The following is a 23,804-nucleotide window of genomic DNA, read 5'->3' as shown; positions in this document are numbered from 1 at the left end:
CCTAAATTGGTAATGTTGCAATAACCAAACTTCAGTAGTAACTATGATAATCAATGAAATAATAAGCATAATTTGTAAAGTCAGGATATACTTGCCAATGGCATTGGCTCTTATCAAAGAGCTTTATAATAAAATTAATATTTTAATATATCAAATATAGGATAAAATTATAATATAATTTAATTAAATGAGAATTTAATGAATTTTGGGATATTACACTTGCTGCTCCACAACTTTTGGATAAAGTTACTACTATTGTGGTGTTGTGCTACAAAGCAGCGTAGATAATATAATATGGTAGATATAGTAAGAAGAAACGCCATAAATGCAGGACAACAAATTCAGCATGCTAAAAAAGGTGATATAGCAATCAATATGCTTATTTCAGTCACCGAAGTGAAATATCTAAGCTATCACCTATTATGAATAACGAACAGGCATATGCAACAATACAAAAAATTGGACATAAAATTTAAACTAGGCAAATAACTTTTACCGAAGCAGCTAAAAAATTCTCACAATATCTAAGTTCTGCATTACGTGGTGGTGAGCTAATATGCCTAATATGTATTATCCATCATTTTGTGATGGTTTAATGCTTTGAAATAAAGTTTAAATAAGTAAACTAATTTATTCCTCTTTTGGCTGGCATCTTATTCAGCTGTAAGATACAAGTAAAGTTGATAAACCAGATGTAAAACAGAAAGATCATGCCTATAAGCTATTATTCAATCGTAAATTAAATGAAGAGGCACAAAATTAGATGCAAGAACTACGTGCATCTACATATGTAAAAATTTTTAATGATAGTGATGCACAGTAATTTTTATGGAAAAAAAAACTCATAGTATCGTTCTTACTTCCGGTGAACCAGCTGGAGTAGGTCCTGATCTTTTAATTCAATTAGCTCAACTAAATTGGCCAGTTAGATTAGTAGCTTGTGCTGATCCAGACTTGCTGATAGCTAGAGCCAATCAACTAGGATTAGAATTAACTATATATTCGCCAGGAGTATTGAATAACAACCACGCTATAAAAACATTGATTGTTTTACCGATAAAATTACCTGCCCCGGTCAAAGCAGGCCAACTTAATAAAAAAAATAGCACTTATGTAATAGAAACCCTTGGCCGCGCCTGTGATGGCTGTATGACTGGTGAATTTTCAGCATTAGTTACTGGCCCTGTTCATAAAGGCATTATAAATGATGGAGGTATTCCATTTACTGGGCATACTGAGTTTTTAGCTGATAGAAGTAAAACAAAAAAAGTGGTCATGATGTTAGCTACAGAAAAATTGCGTGTTGCACTAGTAACAACTCATTTACCTCTTAAGCAGGTTCCAAGTGCAATTACTTTCCAGAGCTTACAAGAAGTTATTTATATTTTAAATAACGAATTAAAATGTAAATTTGGGATTAAAACACCAGCAATTTATATTTGTGGTTTAAATCCTCATACTGGCGAAGGAGGACATATGGGATATGAAGAAATTGACACTATCATACCGGTTATGAATAAATTGCGTCATGAAGGATTGCAACTTTATGGTCCTTTCCCAGCGGATACTATATTCCAACCAAAATATCATAACCAAGCTGATGTGATTTTAACTATGTATCACGATCAAGGTCTGCCTGTGCTAAAATATCAAGGTTTTGGCAACGCTGTAAACATTACTTTAGGCTTACCTTTTATCCGTACATCGGTTGACCATGGGACAGCTATTGAGCTAGCAGGAAGTGGGAAAGCAGATGTCAATAGTTTTATAACCGCCTTAAAATTAGCGATTAACATGATACAAAATAATAATGAATAAACTAATACATCAAGGGCACTTTCCCCGTAAGCGATTTGGTCAAAATTTTTTAACTGACCAATTTATTATTGATAATATCGTTACTGCTTTTAATCCCAAACCTGATCAAGCTATTGTTGAAATTGGCCCTGGTTTAGGTGCTCTAACATTACCTGTTAGCGAGCATATAGAAAATATGACGATAATCGAGTTAGATCATGATTTAACTGTCCGTTTAGCTGCGCATCCTGCGCTTAGCGCTAAACTAACAATTATACCAAACGATGCAATGACGATCGATTTTGGTGAAATAATGAAAGAAAAAGGTCAATCCCTTAGAGTGTTTGGTAATCTTCCTTACAATATTTCAACTCCGCTAATGTTCCATCTTTTTACTTATATTAATGTTATAGTAGACATGAATTTTCTGCTCCAGAAAGAGGTGGTTAATCGCTTAATCGCAAGACCAAATACTAAAGCATATGGTCGCCTTAGTGTTATGGCGCAATATTATTGTCAGATAATGCCTATCTTAGCTGTACCAGCGTCGGCTTTTACGCCAGCACCCAAAGTTGATTCAGCTGTCGTGAAATTAATTTCTCATCAACGAAACCCTTATCTTATTTGTGATGTTAAATTATTAAGTCGTATTACTACACAGGCATTTAATCAACGACGCAAAAAGATTCGTAATAGTTTAATTGATTTATTTACCTTGCAGGATTTTGCGCAATTAGGTATTGATCCAAATTGCCGCGCTGAAAATATTTCAGTAGAAAATTATTGTAATTTAGCTAGAAAATTAGCTAAAACTACTTGCTGATAGTAAAAAACTTTTGGGGTGGGTAATATGCTAAATGAACCTAACATCTGTATACAAGTTCAAAGTTTTTATATTGAAAATCAATCCTTACCAGAAGAAGATAGATTTATTTTTGCCTATACAGTTTCTATTCGCAATCTTGGGCGTAAGCCGGTAAAGTTAATAAGGCGCTATTGGTTAATTACTAATAGTGATGGTAAACGTACTGAAGTACAAGGCCAGGGTGTGGTAGGAGAGCAACCTATCATTCAACCAAGCGCTGAATTTCGTTATACTAGTGGTGCTATTATAGAAACACCCATGGGAACCATGGAAGGTCATTATGTTATGTTAGACCATTATGGGGAAAATTTTTATGTTGATATCCCAGTATTTCGTTTTGCTATCCCAAAACTAATCAATTAATTATGGCTACTTATTTTATAGGAGATATTCACGGTTGTTATCGTGAACTTATAGCACTTCTTAAACAAGTAAAATTTGAGCCACAAAAGGATATTTTATGGCTTACCGGTGATCTCGTTTCCCGTGGGCCTGATTCTCTCAATGTTTTACGTTACATTAAAAAATTAGGATCATCTATTAGAATGGTATTAGGTAATCATGATCTTCATCTTATCAGTGTATATGCCAATATTAGTTATAATAAACAAAAAGATAAACTAAAAAAATTACTAACAGCGCCTGATATTGATGAATTAGTTAATTGGTTACGACGTCAACCATTATTACAAGTTGATAGTAAGAAAAAAATTATCATGTCGCATGCTGGGATTACACCACAATGGGATTTAGCAACAGCTCAGATGTGTGCTAAAGAAGTAGAGGCTACACTTAGGAGTGATACCTATCCTTTATTTATCGACTCTATGTATATAGATATCCCGAACAACTGGTCACCCAATCTAACAGGATTATCTCGTTTACGTTTTAGTACTAATATCCTAACCTGTATGCGTTATTGTTTTCCTGATGGTTTGTTAAATATGACCTGGAAAAATAAACCTGAAAATACACCTCCACCTTTAAAGCCTTGGTTTGATCTGCCGCGAAAAATATCACCAGAATATGCTATTATTTTTGGTCATTGGGCTTCCCTTGAAGGTAAGGGAACACCTGAAAATATTTATGGGCTGGATACCGGTTGTTGTTGGGGAGGTAAACTTACGTTATTACGTTGGGAAGATAAAAAAATTTTTCAACAGCCTTCGCTTATAAAAAGACAACTTATTTAAACTAAATTCTTATTTATAAAAATTTGCCGAAAAATTATTTATTAAAAATATAAATTTAATTTTTAATTATATGTTTAATATAACATTATTCAAATGATCATAAATATTTGCGGTATATTAATGGATAATTTATTTTATCCATGCTCCAGATTAAGTAAATACAATTCATACCGAGCTATTTATTATACCATTAATCTAAGTATTACTTCATAAGTATAGATCTTTGATATAATTTATCTGGTCTTCTTAAGAAGAATTTATGATAAATTATTTGTTACTAATGACAATAATTTATCATAATAAAAATAACAATACACTATTAAATATGACAAGGTAGAAATTTATTTGTATTAAAAATAAAATTAAATTTTATTTAATATTTTTTTCTATTTCTTCTACTTCTTTATTTAATTCTGCAATTTTCTCTTTGAATAAATTATAGCAATATTCTGCTAATTCACGGGTATTTTCCCTGTGATACTTTTTTGTATCAACAGGTGGTAGCATTTCAACAATCACTATTCCATTATTCCAACGATTTAGTTTAATACGTCCTTCTGTTTTAGATAAGCAGACTGGTACTATCGGAACCTGAGCTGAAATTGCTGCATAAAAGGCACCTGTTTTAAATTTCATTAAACCGCGCCCACGACTACGAGTTCCCTCAGGAAATATCCAAACAGAAAGGTTTTTTTTTTAATCTGCTTAACAATATGTGATATTGTGTTGTGCGCTTTAGTCCGATTTGTTCTATTAATAAGAATATTACCGGTCAACCAATATAGATAACCGAAAAAAGGGATAAATATTAAGCTCTTTTTCCCAACAGTAACAGTATTTGGTTGTACTACATTTGACATAGTTATCATATCATAGTTGTTTTGATGATTGCCTATATAAATACTGGGACCGTAATTTTTTGATTCATAAGGTACCCGATTAATAATAGTAATACCAAAAACATAAGATAATTTACCAAATATTCTGCCAAAATACATAACATTACGTGGGTTTCTTGGACTGAATAAGCAATAAAAACAACCTAACACACAAACCAATATCATAAATAGGATAAAAATAATAATACGAATAATAGCTAGCATATTTATCTCAAATAATAAGTAACTTCATAAACTAATAAAAAATCTAATATTATCTATTAATAAGATTATCTATTAATAGGAGGAATTACTTCTATACTCTTAATATTCTGTAATCCACGAGGTAACGAATAACCTCTACTCCCTCTTTTAGCATGATATTTGTGTAAATCTTCAGAATTTAATTTTAATTTTCGGTTACTAAAAGATAGTGTAATTGAAGAATGATGTTGCAAAACAATTAACCAAATTAGCAAATCATCTCCGCTATCATATTGAGCCGCTGTAATATTAATAATTTTATGGCCTTTACCTTTAGATAGCTTAGGTAGATCCTTAACAGGAAATATTAACATTCTTCCTACTTTAGTAATAGCCAAGATTAAATATTGCTGCTCATTATTGACTTTTAATGGTGTCAGTACCTTTGCCTTATTAGGTAAGGTAATTAATGTCTTACCTGTTTTATTTTTTGCTACTAAGTCACTAAAAGTACAAATAAAACCATAACCAGCATCTGATGCTAACAAATATTTTTGCTCTTCAGGGGCAGTTAATAGATATTTAATCGTTGCGCCAGGTGGTAATGCTAATTTACTATTAAGCGGCTCTCCATGGCCGCGGGCAGAAGGTAGATTAATAGGGTTAAGGGAATAACTACGTCCAGTACTATCAAGGAAAACAACTGGTTGATTAGTTTTACTTCTTGCGGCACTAAGGAATCCATCTCCTGGTCTATAATTCAGATTAGTAGGATCAATATCATAGCCTTTTACTCTTCTTACCCATCCCATAATAGAAAGGACAATAGTAACCTGCTCAGTAGGTAAAATACCATTTTCGTTTATTGTTTTTATTTCAATACACTCCTTAAGTTGTGAGCGACGGTTATCACCATAAGTTTGTGCATCAGTTTGAATTTCTTTCTTGATCAAGTGATTTAAATAATTCTCAGAACCTAAAATAGCTTGTAGTCTATTACGTTCTTTAGCTAATTTAGCTTGCTCATCGCGTAATTTAAATTCCTCTAGCTTAGCTAAATACCGTAATTTCAATTCTAGGATAGATTCAGCCTGAGTTTCTGAAAGCATAAAACGGGCCACTAATACTGCTTTAGGCTCATGTTCATTATGAACAATATTAATCACCTTATCTATATTGAGATAAGCTTTTAATAAAGCGTCAAGTATATGTAAGCGTTTTAATACTTTTTCTAAACTATGATTTAAGCGGTTACGGACGGTTTCTCGTCGAAATAATAACCATTCATTTAAAATTTTAACCAGTCCTTTAACTGCAGGGCGATTATCCAGGCCAATTATATTTAAATTAACTCGATAACTTTTTTCTAGATCTGTAGTTGCAAATAAATGTGTCATTAATTGCTTTAAATCAATCCGATTATTTTTAGGTACAATTACTAACCGCGTTGGCGTTTTATGATCTGATTCATCACGTAAATCTTCTACCATAGGTAATTTTTTGGCACGCATTTGCGAAGCTATTTGCTCTAACACCTTAGTACTTGAAACTTGATGAGGTAGTGAAGTAATCACGGAATTACCATCATCTCTTTCCCACACAGCGCGTAATCTAATAGAACCACGACCTGTTTGGTAAATTTTTTGAATATCTTCTTTTGAAGAAATAATTTCTGCTTTTGTTGGATAATCAGGAGCAGGAATAAAATCCATCAACATTTTTAGATCAGCTTCTGGATTTTCCAGTAAAGCAACTAATGCGCTTGCTACTTCACGAGCATTATGTGGCGGAATATCTGTCGCCATACCAACAGCAATACCTGTCGTGCCATTTAACAGAATATTGGGTAATCTTGCCGGTAGTGTTTGAGGTTCGGTTAATGTTCCATCAAAGTTTGGCGTCCAGGTCACTGTTCCCAATCCTAATTCACTAAGGAGCGTTTCAGCGTATTTTGTCAATCTAGACTCAGTGTAACGCATAGCAGCAAAAGATTTAGGATCGTCGGGGGCCCCCCAGTTTCCCTGACCATCAACTAATGGATAACGATAAGAAAATGGTCGTGCCATTAACACCATTGCTTCATAACAAGCACTATCTCCATGTGGATGATATTTTCCCAATACATCACCAACTGTACGAGCTGATTTTTTATACTTAGCTGCATTACTCAACCCAAGCTCAGACATTGCATAAACAATTCTGCGCTGAACAGGTTTTAACCCATCACCAATAAATGGCAATGCTCTATCCATGATAACGTACATAGAATAATTGAGATAGGCATTTTCGGTAAAGGTATGAACTAGTTGCTGCTCTACACTATCGTGTGTTATCTCACTCATTCATTTAATTCCTTAGTCTCTGGTTAACAAAGTTGATTACACTTCAATTTCCATTGTATGGCCTTTATCTTGTAACCAATTTCGCCGATCTTCTGTCCTTTTTTTCGCCAATAACATATCCATCATTGCTAGTGTTTCTTGATAATTTTCATCATTAATAATGAGTTGGACTAAACGTCTTGTATTAGGATCAAATGTAGTTTCGCGTAATTGAGCTGGATTCATTTCGCCTAAACCTTTAAAACGCTGTACATTAAGGTTGCCGCTTTTATAACTTAGCCTATTGATGACAGCAGTTTTTTCACCTTCATCTAGAGGATAATATACTTCTTTACCTAGATCAATGCGGTATAAAGGTGGCATCGCAATATAAATATGACCTGCTTTTACTAAAGCGGTAAAGTGACGAACAAAGAGCGCGCAAAGTAATGTTGCAATATGCAAACCATCAGAATCTGCATCAGCAAGAATACAGATCTTACCATAACGTAGTTGGCTAAGATTATCGTTATTTGGATCAATACCAATAGCCACTGATATATCATAAACTTCCTGTGAATCTAAAACCTCATCTGAAGTAATTTCCCAAGTATTCAATATTTTTCCTCTTAGCGGCATAATCGCCTGATATTCACGATCCCGCGCCAGCTTAGCTGAGCCTCCGGCTGAATCTCCTTCAACTAAAAATAGTTCAGTAAAATTAAGATCTTCAGAATTACAATCGGCTAACTTACCTGGTAATGCAGGCCCACTAGTTAGTTTCTTGCGTGCAGCTTTTTTAGTTGATTGTAGACGATTTTGCGCACGATAAATGGTAAGTTCCGCTAATTGCTCAGCTTCTTGAATGTTTTGGTTTAACCACAAACTAAAAGCATCTTTTACTACCCCAGAAACAAACGCAACACTCTTCCGAGAAGAAAGACGTTCTTTAGTCTGGCCCGCAAATTGTGGATCTTTTATTTTGACTGATAGGACATAAGCACAGCGTTCCCAAATATCATCACCTATTAATTTAACCCTGCGAGGAAGTAAATTACGGTATTCACAATACTCCCTCATCGCATCTAGTAACCCCTGACGTAGTCCATGAACATGGGTCCCCCCTTGTACAGTTGGAATAAGGTTAACATAACTCTCGGTTAATAGTTCACCATTTTGGGGTAACCAAAGTAGTGCCCAATCTACCATTTCTATTTGGCTAGTAAAATTACCAACAAATGCTTTCTCTGGTAAAGTAACTAAACCTTTCACTGCCTCCATTAGGTATTCGGTCAAGCCATCGTTATAACGCCATATATGATTAGTATTATTTATTTTATCTTTAAAGATAATTTTAACACCAGGGCATAGCACCGCTTTAGTTTTTAATACGCGTACTAAACGCGAAATAGAAAAACTCTGGTTGTCAAAAAAATTGCTATCTGGCCAAAACCGTACGCTAGTACCGGTACTCCATTTAGCACAACTACCAATTACCTGGAGTTCCTGAATTTTTTTGCCGTTTGCAAAAGCAATTCGGTATATTTGGCTATCACGACTAACATTTACTTCAATACGGTTTGATAACGCATTGACTACGGAAATACCAACACCATGTAGTCCACCAGAAAATTGATAATTTTTATTAGAAAATTTACCACCGGTATGTAACTGCCCTAAAATCAGCTCTATAGCAGGTACCTTATTTTCTGGATGAATATCAACAGGGATACCCCGGCCATCATCAATTACTTCCAGCGACTGATCTTCATGTAAGATAACATTAATGCATTTAGCATGGCCGGCCAGCACCTCATCTACGCTATTATCAATTACTTCTTGTGCTAGGTGGTTTGGTCGAGAGGTATCGGTGTACATTCCTGGGCAACGACGTACAGGTTCTAACCCACTGAGTACCTCTATTGATACTGCATTATAATTATATTGAGCCATATTATTTTATGTGTTAATTTATGATTAATTATACCAATTAATTATACCAATAAATGCTGATATACTGATGATAATAACAATTATTTAGCTGTTTTTAATAACTTTTTATTTATTTTGTTTTTGCTAAAGATAAAAACGCATAATTTATGAAAAATAGTAGACAAATAAAGTATGGTTATATTCTGATGTTATTGTTTACTTAGATAAGATAGGTGATAGGTAATATTTTGACGATTTTGTTGTAATAGCTAAATTAAATCAGGCGCTGTTAATACATTAATTTGTATTGTTTGTAGTTAATTTAACTGACAGCTCCAATAATGGTATATTATGCTAAAATTAATGATTTAAATGTTGTTATGAGATCAGTAAAATAAAATATTGTATAATTAAAGAATCAGGATAAAAAAATATTTTTTAAAATTACCATTAGTCCAGTGGTAAATGAGTACTAACTATAAATGCTAATAATTTATTGTGATTATATCATAAAGCAAAATAAAGTAATCCTGGTTTGTGTAAATTACTAGATAAACGTAAACATGCATTTGAAAAAATTAATAAATCTAGTAATTATTTACTGCTAAACTGGAGAAAGTTAGACATGCAGGTAAAAAGACTAGATTGCTGATATCACTTATCAAACTAATTAATAAAAATCAATTAGTATTATTAAATAATTGATTGTTTAAGAATAAAGTTAGCGAGATATGATGGTTGTTTAATAGACACCATTTTAGTATAACGATACTAGTTTTAGAATAAAATTAAATTATTTAAAATAGCTTATTAAATCTATTAACCCTGTTTTAAAATAAATTGCTGACGATAGATTACTAAATCCTCAATAGTTATCACCGGCATATCATGTTGCCTAGCAAAGATAAGTACTTCTGGCATACGGGCCATGGTACCATCGTCATTTGTTAACTCACATAAAACGCCTGCCGGCTTAAAACCGGCTAAAGTAACTAAATCAATAGTAGCTTCAGTATGACCACGACGCTGCAATACACCACCTTCTTGGGCTCTTAATGGAAAAACATGTCCAGGCCGATTTAGAAAGGTTGGTTTTGCATCATCGGCAATTGCTTTACGGATAGTTATTAAACGATCACTGGCAGATACACCTGTTGTAACACCTTCGGAAGCTTCAATAGTAATAGTAAATGCAGTTTGGAATTGACTTGAATTTTCTTTAACCATCATTGGTAATGCTAGTTGATTGCGTCTTTCTTCAGTTATACAAAGACAAACAATTCCACTGCCATGGCGAATAGTTAATGCCATTTGTTCAACTGTCATAGTTTCAGCTGCAAAAATAATATCACCTTCATTTTCACGGTCTTCGTCGTCAAGTACCATAACACCATTACCTTGACGTAGTGCCTCAAGAGCACGCTCTATACGTTCGATTGGATTGCCATACGCGGAAAGTGATGTCTGATTCATGGTAAATCCTCGTCAATAAATATAAAATTACTATAACCATGGCAAGCGTAGAAATATAAAAAATCAAATAAGTATCTAAAAATCTGTATCTGTATAAAATTTGCAGTTGTTAAAACGCCAGATTATTTTTTCCCATATAGACTATAACCGTTGGTTCTATAATCTCATTGTAGATGTTGACTTCAACTACAAATTGTTATAATAAAATGGTTGTGTACTTGTTTATTAAATTAAAATAACAAACACATCAGCTAGATGATGAATCTCACTGAGTCATGATATAAATAACTAAACTATATCTTGAATCTAATTTATTAGCAATTAACAATAACAAAATAGATCATAAAATAATATTTTTATATTGAGCTATCTTAGGATTAAGTAGTTATTTAGATAATTTAGATCTATTATTACTGTTTAATTTATTTATAATAATTGTTTAAAATTATTTAAACATCTGCTACTATCTAATCTAGAGATTATAATTTGTAACCTAAAAGGTTAGCATAATTATTGACGCTAAATAAATTGAACTAGTTATGATTAATATCTAAGATACTTGACCTAAAGAAATATGCTACTTAGGTGAATATCTTGCTGAAAAATGGTAGTCAATATTATATTTCCAGTTAGTAAAATTAAATTTGTTTTTACTAAAATAATTTAATATTTAACCGTAAAAGTTGATCCTTGGAAAAATGTAATATAAACCATTATTGAATAATTATAAAAAAATAGATGTTCACTCTTTATTCTGATGAGCTATGTAAAAGTTGTTTATGTAATAAATAATTAGTTTATGCAAAATCAGATAGGTCACTCATTTAATTTACCGCCGTGTCTGTATGCGTTTTAATATAGTATTGGCGGATAAAATAAAGCTATATAAAAAAGCGATATAAAAACTTAGCTTTACGCTAGGCTCGGCTTCTTATAAAGAAACTATTTAATTTTAGCTTCTTTATAAATAACATGCTTACGAATAACTGGATCGAATTTTTTTATTTCCAATTTTTCAGGCATAGAACGTTTGTTTTTCGTTGTAGTGTAAAAGTGACCTGTACCTTTAGAAGAAACTAGTTTAATTTTATCTCTAATAATTTTAGCCATTTTTTAGCTCCTTAGTATTTTTCACCAAGCTAAGTTTAGCAAGAACTTCATCGATCCCTTTTTTATCTATTATACGCATACCTTTTGCTGATACAATAAGCTTTACGAAACGTTTTTCAGATTCAACCCAGAAACGGTGTGATTGCAGGTTTGGCAAAAATCGGCGTTTAGTTGCATTCGCAGAGTGTGATCTATTATTACCACTCATCGGGCGCTTACCAGTTACTTGACATATTTGTGACATGCTTACTCCTCTGAAAATCTAATTAGCGTTAGATTTATATTGTAAATAACTGCCTAGTTAGACTTAGGAGTCTATCTCAGCAAATTTTATTAACTCTTATATAAAAATAACTTAACTTAAGTAAAATATACTTATATATGCTCTTTTTTTTAACCTTTATATCCTAAAGGTGGTTGAATTTTAACATTTTCACTCAAGCGCATAAATAATAAAGTAGTTATTTATTAGTTAATATATGGTACTAATAAAAGTTATTTTATGTTAGTGAAGGCAAATTATCAAGCAATTTTATATCTATTAAACAGTTACAATTTTATTTGCTAAACAAGCTTATTGTTTACTCAGATAGATTATTATGCTTTAAAATAATGGATACTGCATTTACTTTCATAGCCTTTCCTTTATTAAATAATAATTTAATTATTTATCATATGTTATGTAATTTATTTTAACTTTAATTTAATAGAGATAAAAATTTAGCTAGAAATATGTTTAAATTTATTGATTTAAAGCGTTTTTCTGGGCTGTAAAAATAGTTTGTAAGCCATTTTTTGCTAGAGAAAGCAGTGAGAGCAATTCTACATGACTAAATGGTTCACCTTCGGCAGTACCTTGAATTTCAATTATTTTACCATTATCTATCATGACAATATTCATATCTGTATCTGCGATATAGTCTTCATTATATTGAAGATCACAAAGATGTTTGCCATTTACTATGCCGACTGAAATAGCAGCAATCATAAATTTAAGCGGGCTTTTTTTCAATTTTCCTTCTGCGACCATTTTATTTAATGCGTCAGTTAAAGCAATACAGGCACCAGAAATTGCAGCGGTACGAGTCCCACCATCAGCTTGAATGACATCACAATCTAGTATAATGGTATATTCACCTAATTGTGTTAAATTAACAGCTGCGCGTAAAGAACGGGCAATAAGGCGTTGGATCTCCATAGTGCGACCTGTTTGTTTGCCTTTTGCTGCTTCTCGTATATTACGATCATTTGTTGCTCGTGGTAGCATACCGTATTCTGCTGTTATCCAACCTTGTGATTGCTTTTTTACAAAGCGAGGAACGCCATCTTCAATTGTTGCATTGCATAATACTTTGGTATCACCCAATTCAATTAGAACAGACCCTTCGGCATGTTTAGTATATTTACGAGTTATTTTTATAGGACGTACTTGATTAGCCTCTCTATTTTTTGGACGCATAGTGTTATATTCTTAGTTAAATAATGTTTGTAGCATATTATACTTTCTTTTACATTGAATGCCTATTTAATGGTTTAACTCAAGGTTATAATTTTATTTTTATTAATAGGGAATGAATATGATTCATAGTATGACTGCTTTCGCACGACGAGATATAAAAGTTGAATGCGGAAGTGCTGCTTGGGAGCTGCGTTCCGTTAATCAACGTTATCTTGAAACTTATATTCGCTTGCCTGAACAATTTAGAAGTTTGGAACCTGTTATTCGTGAGCGTCTACGTGCTAGATTAATACGAGGTAAAGTAGAGTGTAGTTTACTTTTTGAACTTAGTTCATATCAACAGAGTAAATTAGTCCTGAATGAAGAGTTAGCTAATCAATTGATTAGAACTGCTAATTGGATAAAAAAGATTAGTGGTGAAGGAGAAATTAATCCGTTAGAAATTCTTCGCTGGCATGGTGTTATATCAGCTCAAGAGCAGAATTTAAATGTTATCTGTACGCATTTACTTAAAGAATTAGAATTTGCGTTGGATGATTTTGTTCTTAATCGGGAAATAGAAGGAAAGATGCTAAAAATAATGATTGAGCAACGTTTAGATGCTATTTTTCAGGAAATACAACAAGTACGTCGTCAAATGCCGGAAATTTTGAAATGGCAGCGTGAGCGATTACTAACAAAATTAGAAGAGGCAGAAATTCAGATCGATAATAATCGATTAGAACAAGAGCTAATCATATTAGCTCAACATATTGATGTTGCAGAAGAGCTTGATAGGCTGGAGACTCATGTGAAAGAAACACATAATATTCTAAAAAAAGAATATGCTGTTGGCCGACGGTTAGATTTTATGATGCAGGAGTTTAATCGTGAAGCAAATACTTTGGCTTCAAAATCTATTAATAGCCAAGTTACTAATTCGGCTATTGAATTAAAAGTGTTAATAGAACAAATGCGTGAGCAGATCCAAAATATTGAGTAGATTATTAGGTAAATTGACTAATTATCATAACTTGTAACTAATAAGTTATTATAAATACTGGCTTGTTGAATATAACAAGTTTCATATAAAATCATTAATCGCACATTATTAGTATATTGAAAATTTTACTTAGTCTGGTTTAATTATACGTAATTAAAGTACACTCCTAATAAAATGGAAAAAATATGGGAAACCTTACAGACATAAAAATAATCATAATATACTTTTGTTTTTATATTGATGTTATTATTTATTTTAGATATAGATTATTGGATGTAAAAAATAGTTATTTATAATAAAAAGAAAAATAATATAATGTAAAGTATTTAGCTAAAACTTAGTTTTAGTGGTTAAATTTATTTATGCATATGTAATATTATGTTCATAAATACAATTAATGAAATAATTGCTTTTATACTTGTGGCAATATATTAAATCATAGGTCATCATGAACAAAAAAGGAATAAAAAGAGTTGGTGTTTTAACTAGTGGGGGTGATGCGCCAGGAATGAATGCTGCTATTCGTAGTGTTGTGCTAATGGGACTTTCTGAGGATTTAGAAGTTTATGGTATTTATGATGGCTATATGGGACTTTATGAAAATCGAATAAAAGAACTTAACCGTTTTAGTGTTTCTAATATTATTAATTGTGGCGGTACTTTATTAGGTTCTGCTCGGTTTCCTCAATTTCGGGATAGTGATCAGGTAAGAGCTAAAATTATTGATAATATGAGAAAATATAATATTGATGCCTTGATTGTCATCGGTGGAGATGGCTCTTATCGTGGGGCAAAAAAGATTACTGAAGCTGGCTTCCCTTGTATAGGGGTACCCGGAACTATTGATAATGATGTTGCTGGTACTGATTATACGATTGGATATTTTACAGCTTTAGATACCATTGTTGAGGCAATTGATCGTTTACGTGATACCTCAACTTCACATAAACGTATTTCAATAGTTGAAATAATGGGACGTCAGTGCGGTTATTTAACTTTATCCGCCGCGGTTGCAGGCGGCTGTGAATTTGTGGTATTGCCAGAAATACCTTTTGATAAAGAAGAGTTATTGATGGAGATTCAATCTGGTTTAGCAAGAGGTAAACATCATGCTATTGTTGCTATCACTGAGCATATTTATGATGTAAATCAATTAGCAAAATATATTGAAAAAGAAACTGGGCATGAGACACGAGCAACTATTTTAGGTCATATTCAGAGAGGCGGTAGTCCAGTAGCAAGTGATCGTGTTCTGGCATCTAGTATGGGAGTTTACTCTACTCAGTTACTTTTACATGGGTATAGTGGCCGCTGTGTTGGTATTCAAAATGATAAATTGGTTCATCATGATATTATTGATGTAATTGAAAATATGCCACGTAATTTTAAGCAGGATTGGTTATATACGGTAAAGAAACTTTATTAACTTTTTTTATTTAGTTGTAATTAATCAAATTGCGCTAGAAGTTTTATAGCGTGCATGAGTGTTGTATGTTTATTTAAATATTGTTTTATTCGTCTTTTCATCTCATAATATGAGAAATATACTTAATTTAGTTCTACGCCAGATGTCGTCATCTTACTCTTCAACCAATTTATTTTAGAATAAATAATTTAATTTCATATTAATTGTTGCTTAAAGTTTTAACTAGATCTAGAAATAATTATTTTAAAAGATTAAATTACTGTTACTATATGTGAGTATGCGTATATTGTAATGTAATTTTTGCTTATTGGTTGGTAAGATTTATTTAATAGCAATTTAGTTATAAAATTTAACCTATAATTTTTTTTATTAAGAGTAAGCGCAAAAAAAAATTATCTTTTGCCATAAGTATACAACATTAAGATTATTAGTAACGATTATTAAAATTTTATGATTTAGTAAATCATATACAATAGCTTATGGTATAGTATCGATATCAATAGATATTTAGCATATAACATGTTAAGTAATCTGTTTTTTCGACTAGGTCAATTGGTGTGGTAGATAAGTATTAATAATGCTTGAATAAAGCTATTATTTATCTGATGTTTTTGAATTTTATTTTTTAGCTAGCTCATTGAGAGCATAATGAATATTATGTTGGCTCACATTAAAATATTTAACTTATTTTTCAGTAATTACATATAATTAAGACATTTAAATGGAGCATAAATTGTAATTATGATGTTGATACATGCTAATATTTATAGGTTTGTTTAACTATAATGAATTTAAAATTATTCATACTATCTTTTTTTTAGATAGTATCCATCGTTAGAAAAATTAGTAAGTTTTTTAATAAAAGGAGTGATCACCGTGCTGGTGTTTGGTTAAATCTTTAACGCCTTTCAATTCGTCTGGGAATATATTTAGCAAATGTTTTTCAATACCTTCTTTTAAGGTAATATTGTTCATTGAACAACCATTACATCCTCCACTGAATTGTATAATTACATATCTATCATCAGTGATTTCCATCAATAAAATCTTTCCTCCATGGCTTGCTAACTGTGGGTTAATTTGTGATTGAATCACATATTGAACTCTTTCAATTAGTGGAGCATCATCAGCAATTTTGCTAATTTTAGCATTAGGCGCTTTTATGGTAATTTGATAACCTAATTGATCTGTTACTAAATCTATTTCTGCATCTTTTAGAAAAGGTGCGCTAATTTCATCAACAAAAGCTGAAAATTTATCAAATTTCAGTTCAATATCGGTCTGTTCTACAGTATCAGGAGGGCAATAGGAGATCTGACATTCTACTGAAGTGGTTTTAGGATTAATGATAAATATACGAATTTGGTTACCAGGTTCTTGCTTTTCTAATAGTTTAGCAAAATAATTTTGTGCGGTTTTAGTAATATGGATCATAGTTAATGCTTAAGGTTTATTCTTTTATTATATTTATTATACTCTCCTTTTTTTATTTTTTACAAGTTTTTGTATGTTGTCTAAGCTGGTACTGAATTTTTTCTAGCATTAATCAGCAATTTAGTAACTTAATTTATTGTGGGTTTTTCTGTAATAATTAAGTACGTAATAGGTGATCTAAAAAGGATATTTTTTTCTAAAATCGCTATTAAGATTTTGAGTGTATTTTTTATCAGTAAATATCTCATTCTATTTTAAAAATTTACGATTAGTATCTAATCTATGTAGCGCTTCTTCTAGTGCGTTAGCAACAGTTAGGATTTTTTTTGCTTGTTTTGCCATAATATAGATTTTATCTATTGTTTATTTTTATTAATTTTATTTTAAATTCCATTAATACCGGCTATTAATTGTGCCGTAAAGGATAATTATTAATAGCAGCTGCCTTGGTCTGTTAACCTAATTAAAATACGTGATGCTTATAGCCATTATCAATTTTAGTATAATTTTTGCATTTTTGTCAAAATTATTAAGGTGCATAATGCATTTATACATTAGTAAAACATATAGTAGAGCGCAGATTTTGTGAAGAGTAAAAGAAAAATAACCACCTTTCATGTATAGTATTTTACATAATTCTAGGGTTTAACATCATTGATCTGATAATGAGCATATTACTAACATGTAATATTGTCAAATATAAAGAATTCAAGTTGCGTTACAAATAATATCGTATCTGCAATACCACTAAAGAAAATTTTATCTGGTTAATTTAATATAGATCTAAGTTTAGCTCTGATGATGGTTAGTTTATAGGGAAATAATATATAATAATTATATTTATGGCATCATATTTATGAATATGTACCAAATTTATTGTTAGATAGATAATATTAAATTTATTGTTATGGTAATAAGTTTTTAGTTTCATTCTAAGAATGATTAACAAATAGTTTCATACATCAACTTAATCGGCAGTAATACTCTATTATTGCCATTTTAATGGCTTGATTTAATTGGAATAATGGTATTTTATGAACGCAAGGAGGTTACAAGTAATTTTTCTCGCTAGCAATTGCTAATTCATCCTTAATTTCAGTAGTTTTAGCAAAATAACTTGCTCTAATCTTGTTAGTTAGCTGACCTAAGCAGTTAAATTTGTAAATTAGAAAATTATTTAGGTGTTATGTTATTATAGTGAATAAGCTGAAGTGTATCGTAGCTTACTAAATAGTGGTATTAGTTAAATAAGTATTACTATAAGTTTAAATAGTACAATAACTTTATTACCATGTGAAAGGCAGTTATTTCTATTACATATAGAATTAATTTCTATATCAATCTTTATTGTTACCTAACATAATTATATAACTTTCTAAGTAGTAAATATATTTATATGAAGCATAAACATACTATCTGTTAGTGTAATTAAATAATTGTAAGCTAAATAATGCTATATTAGCATAAGTGAAATAGACCGAAACTGTTATAACAGTTTGCTAAGGTTATTCATAAATAAATGTATCGATAATATAGTAAAAATTAATTTTTACCTACAACTAATGTTAAGTTTTATTTTAAATAACCTGTTTAATACATTTAGCGCAGCAACTATAAATGCTTCTGCTATAGTTGGATAATTGAAGGTAGTTTTAACAAAATATTCAATATTATTACCTTCCTTTTTTTGTGCCAAAATTGCTTGCCCAATATGAATAATTTATGTTGCACGTTCACCAAAGCAATGAATACCTAGAATTTATCATGTTTCGCTATGAATAATATCTTTAAACTCCCTAAATTGGTCGCGTCCTACTTTACTTTATAAGGTATTTTCATAAACCTACGGGGCCGTAATAACGATAGTATCAAATTAAATCTGTGGCATTCGATATAACCTATTATTAAATATAAATAGACAAATCAGGTTAATATTATCTTCTTTAATTAAGCAGCTTAAATATTAAATATAATATTCAGTTTTTACATTATTAATCAATAAACTAAATTTTCTTATCTATTAGTTAAACTTAAGGACACTGCAAATTTATTAAAATTTGGTATAGTAACCTAGTTGTATGATTCTCGAAGAGTTCGATTAATTACTGTGAGTAATAAATATTACCGGCGTCAGAGCAAAGCATAAATAAAAAAAGCTTTTATCTATTATAGAAGGAGCTTTTAGCTAATTAAGTACTGAGCGTAGCTTTACTAGTCTCAGCTTCCGTTAAGTTGCTTAGTAAGCTGTTATTGCCCCAACTTATTTTTATCGACATTTTCGTGATGTTGATGAATTAGGATTGACTATGGTTGATGAAAGTGGTGGTCTGATGCTTCGGCAAGCACTACAGCGGATTGCAAAAGGGGGTAGTGTAATTCGAACATTAGTTGCTACTTTTATGGAATTTTTTGATAAAAATCTAAAATTTTGTTGATTATTTTTGCGTGAACGTTCATGAATATCAGCTGAGTTTCGTGCTGCTAGAGAAATTCAGCATTGTATTGAAGCAGTAACTATGTTTACTATTGTATTTAGTGCTGGTGCAGAAGCATGATATATTAATCAGGGAAAAGTAGACTTTTATAAGAACTGTTGAGCTTAGAATGATTGTAAGGTGAGCCTATTATTGGTATCGTATAGAATAGTAAAAACTTACTATAAAATAGTAACCATCAAATGACAACTATTTTAGTGTATTTTCTATATTCGTTTTAAAAATAGTTTTTAGTATTTTAAACTTTAGAATAATATGGTTTATAACCATATTATTTAATATTTCTTCTTACACTAATATTAGTTATAGTTCAATAGATTCTTTGCTGTTATGAGTTCTGAAATGTCATATTAAAAATGGCGTTTTATTTTATTTAACTATTTTTTTCTGAAGTAAAACACCACATTCAATATTATTGGTATAAGAAAACTGATCTAATAATGCTAGTTGATGAATTTTATGAGTTTTATTTAGTATATTTAGATTGTGACAGAGTGTATTATGATTACAGGATATATAAATAATACTGGGATATTTGGTGGCTAATTGAAGCGTATTTTCATCTAAACCACAGCTAGGTGGATTAATCAGAATAGTCTCATATTTATAACTATTTAAATTAATATCTTTAAGACATTTAAACAGGCGCTTATCTTGTATTGCTTGGGTTAAATTTTCTGCGGACATTCGAATAATTTTTACATTCTTAATTTTATTAGCTTCAATATTATATTTAGCAGAAGCTACTGATTTTTTTGCAATGCCAGTACACGATTAAAATTGTTTGCTAGTGCGATAGAAAAATTACTGTTTCCACAATAAAACTATAGTAGATCTCTTTTTTCTTTTTAGTAATATCAAGTAACAATTCTATCATTTTAATATTTATTAATACATTCGGTTGGGTAAAACTATTGTCAATTTGTCGATAGATAATTAACTTACTAGCGCTAGGTAAGTGGTCAATTATTATATGTTGTTTAGTTGTTTGATCAAACATTATATGAAATAAATCTTGTTCTTCATGCCAAAGGTGAAATTCAGCGCGCATTCTATAGTTGAGAAAATCAGAACAAAAAATTTCTAGCTTAGGTGCCGGCAACATAAGACTGTTAAAATATTAAAATTTTTTATCTAACTGTAACTTATATTGTGTAATTGACAAATTATTTAGCATATATTTAGCTTCATATTGAGAAAATTGTTCTATCATCAGATAGAAGCAAATTAGAAATAGATCTCTATCTTTTTTATTATATTTATAGATCTTGATTACAAAAAAATCTTTAAATATTCTTTTAAAACTTATAATAAGATTTATATCATTTTGCTTCATTAATATTTAGTCATAATGTAAAACTAAAAATAGTTTATAATTTTTTCTTATAACAAAAATAAGTAGTTAATTTTTATAACTAAACATGCATTTATTAATATTATTACTAATAATTTTATTATCAATAAATTGTTAATTATTGTGATTAAATCAATGAAAAATAAAAAACTTAAATGTTGTTTAAGTTAAAATAGCGAAGATAATTATTATAATTTTAGTTTTAGTAGATTATATTTTTACTGTGAAGTTAAAAGTTAATAAAAAATATATATTTTATCTATTTTTTGAAAAATTTAATAATAAGATGTATTAGCATCCCGTAATTATTCCTTATAGTACCGCAAAGATGATCAGGTTAATATTTTAAATAGTGCATTTTAAATTATCGGTTTTGTTCCTACACTACAATAAAACTAGCAATTAAATTAACCATTAGTAGTACTATTTTATTATTAGCAGGATAGAACTAACTATACACTTATCTACCACTTTTCCATTTATTGCAAAATTGAGATGATTACTGTATAATCAGTCGATGAAATAGCCGAAAAAATATCACGGTAAAGTAAAAAAATTTTAAATACTAGTGTGTAAAACAGTGGTTAAAAATAAATAAAAATATTCCCAGATACTATTGTGCTCATGTTTTACAAACTTCTTATTTGTCGGCAGAACTAAAAGTATGGCTTTAAAATGTCTAGACAAGTTGTTTATTTAATCAATTTTTATCAAAATTATTTTTGATCAATAATAAAATTAAAATCTATGTTGAAGATAAAAGCTTATCCCTGTCCTGATAAATGAAGTTTTTGATTAGTTAGAAAAAATTTCTATTTAAGCTTATTTATTGAAATATAAATCAATTATACAATTATTTTAAATAACCGTTGCCAGTGGCATAAAAGAGCCTATAATGCTTTCATACTGGTTAAGGATAAATAATTATATTTTTAGTAAGTGAAATCATTGATAAACAAGAAATATAAAAATAACTACTTAATTTTATAGGTGAAAAGCGTAGCTGGCGCCACTTTGTAATCTACATGTGTAGGCACTCACTAGATATCATCAAAAAATATTTGATTTAAAAGTCTTGAAGAATGATAAAATAATTCATTAATAGATGAATTAATAAGTAGTAAGGTTTGTTTCCAGCGATATGGTATGGAACTCAAAGGAGACTGCCGGTGATAAACCGGAGGAAGGTGGGGACGACGTCAAGTCATCATGGCCTTTATGAGTAGGGCTACACACGTGCTACAATGGGGTATACAGAGAGAGGCAAGCCTGCGAGGGGAAGCGGAACTCAGAAAGTACTTCAAAGTCCGGATTGGAGTCTGCAACCTTATCTAGATAGATGGAATGTGAGTATTCACACATATAATCTGCTTAATATTTAGCAGAAGTAATCATTAGGCTTGTAGCTCAGGTGGTTAGAGCGCACCCCTGATAAGGGTGAGGTCAGTGGTTCAAGTCCACTCAAGCCTACCAAAATTTATGCTCTTTACTGAAAAGAGAAGAATTAGTCGTTAAAGTATTACGACAATCTTAATGGGGCTATAGCTCAGCTGGTAGAGCACCTGCTTTGCACGCAGGATGTCAGCGGTTCGATCCCGCTTAGCTCCACCATTATTAATTTTATTTATTGTTATTGTTTTTTTAGTTATAAAAAATGGCTATTACTAATTAAGGTTAGTTTATAATACTAGATACTTACATAGTAATATACTTAGTGATAATTTTTTTAAAATGGTATCTCATGTTTTATTTACAATATAGTAGATAAATATAAAATATTAATAGTATTTTATAGATCATAGATAAGATATCTATGAAAAAAAATTTTTATTTACTTTTCATTTTTGTTAATAAGTTTGCTAGTGCAGCTCATTGCATAGTCTGCTAGCTTATCCCTAGAAGTTTATTATTGTTCGCTGTATTTATTACTATACCAAATGTTACACGGATAATCAGCTAGTATCGGGAGCTAACCAAATTTAGTTATATGTCTACTTTTTGTAACAATTTTTCCAACTACCTAATCCATTCTGTGTTTAATTGCTGTTGCCTTTAACCATGAAAATGGGATATATTTTTTCCTGAAATGCAGCTAATTGATGAAGAAAAATTGATCCCTATCTTAATAGATTAAGATGACGGATCAGTAATAGACAAATTTACTAATAGCAACTAGTACGCTATACATTTTAACGTCGTGTGTTAAATTTAGTGTAAATGCTGTAATTACTGGCAAACTATTAGTTCATTTAACAGAACTGGTTGGTTACTATTACTTGGAAACATGAACTTAAAAGGCATATGAAAGATAAAAAATTAATGAAAGTTTTGTTATGGTAATTAATAGGTAAAAAAGTGGTTATAATACATAAATTAGTTCGGCTGCTGGTTGGTGTTATTATCTTGATGCAATTAATACTACAGACAGCACAATAAGTGGCAAAATCTAATTACATTGTAGTTTACATTGATAGTAGTCATTTGATTGGTCTAGAGAAAAATATTTAGTACTGCACATTTATAGATATTTTAAAAATTTGATTTTAATCAAGTATTAGTTTGTGCAGTAATATAATATATTGCCTGCACAAATGATATGTAGGCTAACAGTAATCAATGGAAAATTCAATGTAATTGCTTTTATTTAAGGCATTCAATTTTCTAACGTTATGTTTAAAATTTAATTGTCCACAATCTTTTTATCAAAATTTTCTTGGTGAATCAGCTCAACTTTTTATTTAAAATGAATAATTAATTAACTACTAGTGCTCTTTAACTCCTCATGAGGATATTATACAAATTATTCTACATATTCATTTCTAGCTGTTTATTTAATGTAAAATTATTTTATTAATCTAGCACTTTAATCTGAAGCTAATAG

Annotated in this window: 12 protein-coding genes, 2 tRNA genes and 5 pseudogenes; 9 read left to right on the top strand and 10 right to left on the bottom strand. The window is 30.6% G+C overall.

The features are described from left to right. The first annotated feature begins 828 nt into the window (after positions 1-828). The 4 genes and pseudogenes from pdxA to apaH form a co-directional block, all read left to right on the top strand. The gene (gene pdxA / locus WBAF_RS00225) at positions 829-1,818 is read left to right on the top strand and encodes a 4-hydroxythreonine-4-phosphate dehydrogenase PdxA (RefSeq protein WP_121463110.1); all 990 of its coding nucleotides are present in this window, start codon (positions 829-831) and stop codon (positions 1,816-1,818) included. Next, positions 1,811-2,620: a 16S rRNA (adenine(1518)-N(6)/adenine(1519)-N(6))-dimethyltransferase RsmA gene (gene rsmA / locus WBAF_RS00220; protein WP_121463109.1), complete on the top strand. Its 810-nt coding sequence runs from the start codon at positions 1,811-1,813 to the stop codon at positions 2,618-2,620. Before pdxA ends, rsmA begins: the two co-directional genes overlap by 8 nt. Before the next feature lie 27 nt (positions 2,621-2,647). After that, positions 2,648-3,025, top strand: a complete 378-nt coding sequence (gene apaG / locus WBAF_RS00215; protein ID WP_121463108.1) for a Co2+/Mg2+ efflux facilitator ApaG/CorD — start codon at positions 2,648-2,650, stop codon at positions 3,023-3,025. Positions 3,026-3,027: 2 nt separating this feature from the next. Then, positions 3,028-3,831: pseudogene (gene apaH, locus WBAF_RS00210) on the top strand (bis(5'-nucleosyl)-tetraphosphatase (symmetrical) ApaH); the annotation flags it as partial. Positions 3,832-4,224: 393 nt separating this feature from the next. Here apaH and WBAF_RS00205 read toward each other — a convergent pair. The 7 genes and pseudogenes from WBAF_RS00205 to rph form a co-directional block, all read right to left on the bottom strand. Further along, positions 4,225-4,958: pseudogene (locus WBAF_RS00205) on the bottom strand (1-acylglycerol-3-phosphate O-acyltransferase). A 65-nt stretch (positions 4,959-5,023) separates the two neighbouring features. After that, positions 5,024-7,279, bottom strand: a complete 2,256-nt coding sequence (parC, locus tag WBAF_RS00200; RefSeq protein WP_121463106.1) for a DNA topoisomerase IV subunit A — start codon at positions 7,277-7,279, stop codon at positions 5,024-5,026. Positions 7,280-7,315: 36 nt separating this feature from the next. Beyond that, complete coding sequence (parE, locus tag WBAF_RS00195) at positions 7,316-9,211, bottom strand: DNA topoisomerase IV subunit B (protein ID WP_121463105.1); 1,896 nt, start codon at positions 9,209-9,211, stop codon at positions 7,316-7,318. A 798-nt stretch (positions 9,212-10,009) separates the two neighbouring features. Then, positions 10,010-10,663 carry a 3,4-dihydroxy-2-butanone-4-phosphate synthase gene (ribB, locus tag WBAF_RS00190; protein WP_121463104.1) on the bottom strand — a complete coding sequence of 218 codons (654 nt, stop codon included), beginning with the start codon at positions 10,661-10,663 and terminating at the stop codon, positions 10,010-10,012. 942 nt (positions 10,664-11,605) lie between these two features. Further along, positions 11,606-11,773 carry a 50S ribosomal protein L33 gene (gene rpmG / locus WBAF_RS00185; protein ID WP_121463103.1) on the bottom strand — a complete coding sequence of 56 codons (168 nt, stop codon included), beginning with the start codon at positions 11,771-11,773 and terminating at the stop codon, positions 11,606-11,608. Further along, positions 11,766-12,017, bottom strand: a complete 252-nt coding sequence (gene rpmB, locus WBAF_RS00180) for a 50S ribosomal protein L28 (protein WP_121463102.1) — start codon at positions 12,015-12,017, stop codon at positions 11,766-11,768. The genes rpmG and rpmB overlap by 8 nt, the downstream gene beginning before the upstream one ends. Before the next feature lie 498 nt (positions 12,018-12,515). Continuing rightward, the gene (rph, locus tag WBAF_RS00175) at positions 12,516-13,232 is read right to left on the bottom strand and encodes a ribonuclease PH (protein WP_121463101.1); all 717 of its coding nucleotides are present in this window, start codon (positions 13,230-13,232) and stop codon (positions 12,516-12,518) included. Positions 13,233-13,350: 118 nt separating this feature from the next. Between rph and WBAF_RS00170 the strand changes: the two genes are divergently transcribed. Both WBAF_RS00170 and pfkA read left to right on the top strand, forming a co-directional pair. Next, on the top strand, positions 13,351-14,214 hold the full coding sequence (locus WBAF_RS00170; protein ID WP_121463100.1) for a YicC/YloC family endoribonuclease: 864 nt from the start codon (positions 13,351-13,353) through the stop codon (positions 14,212-14,214). A gap of 448 nt (positions 14,215-14,662) precedes the next feature. Further along, positions 14,663-15,640 (top strand): 6-phosphofructokinase, encoded by a 978-nt coding sequence (gene pfkA / locus WBAF_RS00165; protein WP_121463099.1) that lies wholly within the window; start codon positions 14,663-14,665, stop codon positions 15,638-15,640. A gap of 855 nt (positions 15,641-16,495) precedes the next feature. On the opposite strand, the gene nfuA is transcribed toward pfkA, so the two are convergent. Continuing rightward, the gene (gene nfuA / locus WBAF_RS00160; protein ID WP_121463098.1) at positions 16,496-17,074 is read right to left on the bottom strand and encodes a Fe-S biogenesis protein NfuA; all 579 of its coding nucleotides are present in this window, start codon (positions 17,072-17,074) and stop codon (positions 16,496-16,498) included. 1,549 nt (positions 17,075-18,623) lie between these two features. After that, positions 18,624-18,877, bottom strand: a pseudogene (locus tag WBAF_RS00155) (oxidoreductase dimerization domain-containing protein); the annotation flags it as partial. A 362-nt stretch (positions 18,878-19,239) separates the two neighbouring features. Between WBAF_RS00155 and WBAF_RS02455 the strand changes: the two are divergent. Beyond that, a pseudogene (locus tag WBAF_RS02455) lies at positions 19,240-19,626 on the top strand (HTH-type transcriptional repressor FabR); the annotation flags it as partial. A gap of 312 nt (positions 19,627-19,938) precedes the next feature. Here WBAF_RS02455 and WBAF_RS00150 read toward each other — a convergent pair. Then, positions 19,939-20,674 (bottom strand): annotated as a pseudogene (locus tag WBAF_RS00150) (hypothetical protein). Between the two features lie 1,645 nt (positions 20,675-22,319). On the opposite strand from WBAF_RS00150, the gene WBAF_RS00145 reads away from it, so the two are divergent. Further along, positions 22,320-22,396, top strand: a tRNA-Ile gene (locus tag WBAF_RS00145). Positions 22,397-22,458: 62 nt separating this feature from the next. Beyond that, positions 22,459-22,534: transfer RNA gene (locus tag WBAF_RS00140), tRNA-Ala, on the top strand. The last annotated feature ends 1,270 nt before the right edge of the window (positions 22,535-23,804 follow it).

Origin of the sequence: Arsenophonus endosymbiont of Aleurodicus dispersus, assembly GCF_900343015.1 — a bacterium.
GTDB lineage: Bacteria > Pseudomonadota > Gammaproteobacteria > Enterobacterales > Enterobacteriaceae > Arsenophonus.
This window is presented reverse-complemented; position numbering and strand designations above follow the sequence as displayed.

Excerpts from the sequence above, each read along its gene's own strand:
- rpmG (WP_121463103.1), bottom strand. The coding sequence starts at position 11,773 with ATGGCTAAAATTATTAGAGATAAAATTAAACTAGTTTCTTCTAAAGGT.
- rpmB (WP_121463102.1), bottom strand. The coding sequence starts at position 12,017 with ATGTCACAAATATGTCAAGTAACTGGTAAGCGCCCGATGAGTGGTAAT.
- apaG (WP_121463108.1), top strand. The coding sequence starts at position 2,648 with ATGCTAAATGAACCTAACATCTGTATACAAGTTCAAAGTTTTTATATT.
- parE (WP_121463105.1), bottom strand. The coding sequence starts at position 9,211 with ATGGCTCAATATAATTATAATGCAGTATCAATAGAGGTACTCAGTGGG.
- parC (WP_121463106.1), bottom strand. The coding sequence starts at position 7,279 with ATGAGTGAGATAACACACGATAGTGTAGAGCAGCAACTAGTTCATACC.
- rph (WP_121463101.1), bottom strand. The coding sequence starts at position 13,232 with ATGCGTCCAAAAAATAGAGAGGCTAATCAAGTACGTCCTATAAAAATA.
- rsmA (WP_121463109.1), top strand. The coding sequence starts at position 1,811 with ATGAATAAACTAATACATCAAGGGCACTTTCCCCGTAAGCGATTTGGT.
- ribB (WP_121463104.1), bottom strand. The coding sequence starts at position 10,663 with ATGAATCAGACATCACTTTCCGCGTATGGCAATCCAATCGAACGTATA.
- pdxA (WP_121463110.1), top strand. The coding sequence starts at position 829 with ATGGAAAAAAAAACTCATAGTATCGTTCTTACTTCCGGTGAACCAGCT.
- WBAF_RS00170 (WP_121463100.1), top strand. The coding sequence starts at position 13,351 with ATGATTCATAGTATGACTGCTTTCGCACGACGAGATATAAAAGTTGAA.
- pfkA (WP_121463099.1), top strand. The coding sequence starts at position 14,663 with ATGAACAAAAAAGGAATAAAAAGAGTTGGTGTTTTAACTAGTGGGGGT.
- nfuA (WP_121463098.1), bottom strand. The coding sequence starts at position 17,074 with ATGATCCATATTACTAAAACCGCACAAAATTATTTTGCTAAACTATTA.